The 2,319-nt window shown below is 32.2% G+C and carries 6 protein-coding genes and 1 pseudogene; 6 read left to right on the forward strand and 1 reads right to left on the reverse strand.

The genetic code is table 11. The features are described from left to right. Positions 1–70: 70 nt before the first annotated feature. On the reverse strand, positions 71–301 hold the full coding sequence (locus tag KQ486_RS13775; RefSeq protein ID WP_000395455.1) for a hypothetical protein: 231 nt from the start codon (positions 299–301) through the stop codon (positions 71–73). A 70-nt stretch (positions 302–371) separates the two neighbouring features. On the opposite strand from KQ486_RS13775, the gene KQ486_RS13780 reads away from it, so the two are divergent. The 6 genes and pseudogenes from KQ486_RS13780 to KQ486_RS13805 form a co-directional block, all read left to right on the forward strand. Continuing rightward, positions 372–593, forward strand: coding sequence for a hypothetical protein (locus KQ486_RS13780; RefSeq protein WP_000594789.1), 222 nt, complete (start codon positions 372–374; stop codon positions 591–593). Then, on the forward strand, positions 586–747 hold the full coding sequence (locus KQ486_RS13785) for a DUF1270 family protein (RefSeq protein WP_000066021.1): 162 nt from the start codon (positions 586–588) through the stop codon (positions 745–747). Before KQ486_RS13780 ends, KQ486_RS13785 begins: the two co-directional genes overlap by 8 nt. 91 nt (positions 748–838) lie before the next feature. Continuing rightward, entirely contained in the window at positions 839–1,099 is a 261-nt protein-coding gene (locus KQ486_RS13790) for a DUF1108 family protein (RefSeq protein ID WP_000291089.1), read from the forward strand. A gap of 9 nt (positions 1,100–1,108) precedes the next feature. Then, entirely contained in the window at positions 1,109–1,330 is a 222-nt protein-coding gene (locus KQ486_RS13795; protein ID WP_000815401.1) for a DUF2483 family protein, read from the forward strand. Further along, on the forward strand, positions 1,323–2,111 hold the full coding sequence (locus tag KQ486_RS13800; RefSeq protein WP_000134097.1) for an ATP-binding protein: 789 nt from the start codon (positions 1,323–1,325) through the stop codon (positions 2,109–2,111). The genes KQ486_RS13795 and KQ486_RS13800 overlap by 8 nt, the downstream gene beginning before the upstream one ends. 28 nt (positions 2,112–2,139) lie before the next feature. Then, positions 2,140–2,319: pseudogene (locus KQ486_RS13805) on the forward strand (single-stranded DNA-binding protein); the annotation flags it as partial.

A 2,319-nucleotide genomic window follows, 5' to 3' on the forward strand; every position in this document is an offset into this window, starting at 1 on the left:
AGATTTAAACTTAGAAATTTTGATTATCCAAAAATTAATAATGCTCAGAGCAAATCATTGTTGGATATTGCTAGTCACGATCTAAAAGATATTTAACTGTATTCAAAATTTTCATATCTTGTTGAGCTTTTAAGCTTTCGTATAAAGCTATTGAATAAATAATTTCGTAAGATACGTTTTCAGGAGCATCTTCTTTCAACTTATTTATTCTATCTCTAAAAAAGTCACTGTCACCACCGAATTCTTTTTCGGCTTGATTACTAAGTTCACCAAAGAAATTTTGAAAATCATTAAATTCCATACTTATCACCTCCTTTCACTAGGAGATAACTAAATTATACACAACACAAAAATAAAAAGGAGGAATAGATATGATAAAAAATAGTTTGCAAGCTAAAGAACTTGCAGTAATTTTATCTGTTTCTAAATCCAAAGCAGGACAAATAATAAGAGAACTGAATAAAGAGCTTGAAGACGAAGGTTACATTGCGATTCGAGGCAGAATACCAGTCCAATTAGCTAGAGAAAAATTCCCTTATCACGGCTTGTCAGACGAGAGAATAATGGAGGCGTTGAAAAAAGAAAATGAGTAACATTTATAAAAGCTACCTAGTAGCAGTATTATGCTTCACAGTCTTAGCGATTGTACTTATGCCGTTTCTATACTTCACTACAGCATGGTCAATTGCGGGATTCGCAAGTATCGCAACATTCATGTACTACAAAGAATGCTTTTTCAAAGAATAAAAAAACTGCTACTTGTTGGAGCAAGTAACAGTATCAAACACTTAAGAAAAAATTCATGTTCAATATAAAACGAAAAACGGAGGAAGTCAAGATGTATTACGAAATAGGCGAAATCATACGCAAAAATATTCATGTTAACGGATTCGATTTTAAGCTATTCATTTTAAAAGGTCATATGGGCATATCAATACAAGTTAAAGATATGAACAACGTACCAATTAAACATGCTTATGTCGTAGATGAGAATGACTTAGATATGGCATCAGACTTATTTAACCAAGCAATAGATGAATGGATTGAAGAGAACACAGACGAACAGGACAGACTAATTAACTTAGTCATGAAATGGTAGGAGGTCGCTATGAAGCAGACTGTAACTTATATCATTCGTCATAGGGATATGCCAATTTATATAACTAACAAACCAACTGATAACAATTCAGATATTAGTTACTCCACAAATAGAAATAGAGCTAGGGAGTTTAACGGTATGGAAGAAGCGAGTATCAATATGGATTATCACAAAGCAATCAAGAAAACAGTGACAGAAACTATTGAGTACGAGGAGGTAGAACATGACTGAGGAAAAACAAGAACCACAAGAAAAAGTAAGCATACTCAAAAAACTAAAGATAAATAATATCGCTGAGAAAAATAAAAGGAAATTCTATAAATTTGCAGTATACGGAAAAATTGGCTCAGGAAAAACCACGTTTGCTACAAGAGATAAAGACGCTTTCGTCATTGACATTAACGAAGGTGGAACAACGGTTACTGACGAAGGATCAGACGTAGAAATCGAGAACTATCAACACTTTGTTTATGTTGTAAATTTTTTACCTCAAATTTTACAGGAGATGAGAGAAAACGGACAAGAAATCAATGTTGTAGTTATTGAAACTATTCAAAAACTTAGAGATATGACATTGAATGATGTGATGAAAAATAAGTCTAAAAAACCAACGTTTAATGATTGGGGAGAAGTTGCTGAACGAATTGTCAGTATGTACAGATTAATAGGAAAACTTCAAGAAGAATACAAATTCCACTTTGTTATTACAGGTCATGAAGGTATCAACAAAGATAAAGATGATGAAGGTAGCACTATCAACCCTACTATCACTATTGAAGCGCAAGAACAAATTAAAAAAGCTATTACTTCTCAAAGTGATGTGTTAGCTAGGGCAATGATTGAAGAATTTGATGATAACGGAGAAAAGAAAGCTAGATATATTCTAAACGCTGAACCTTCTAATACGTTTGAAACAAAGATTAGACATTCACCTTCAATAACAATTAACAATAAGAAATTTGCAAATCCTAGCATTACGGACGTAGTAGAAGCAATTAGAAATGGAAACTAAAAATTAATTAAAAGGACGGTATTTAATTATGAAAATCACAGGACAAGCGCAATTTACTAAAGAAACAAATCAAGAAAAGTTTTATAACGGCTCAGCAGGGTTTCAAGCTGGAGAATTCACAGTGAAAGTTAAAAATATTGAATTCAATGATAGAGAAAATAGATATTTCACAATCGTATTTGAAAATGATGAAGGCAAACAATATAAA

This window comes from Allobacillus halotolerans, assembly GCF_018967645.1.
GTDB lineage: Bacteria > Bacillota > Bacilli > Bacillales > Alkalibacillaceae > Allobacillus > Allobacillus halotolerans.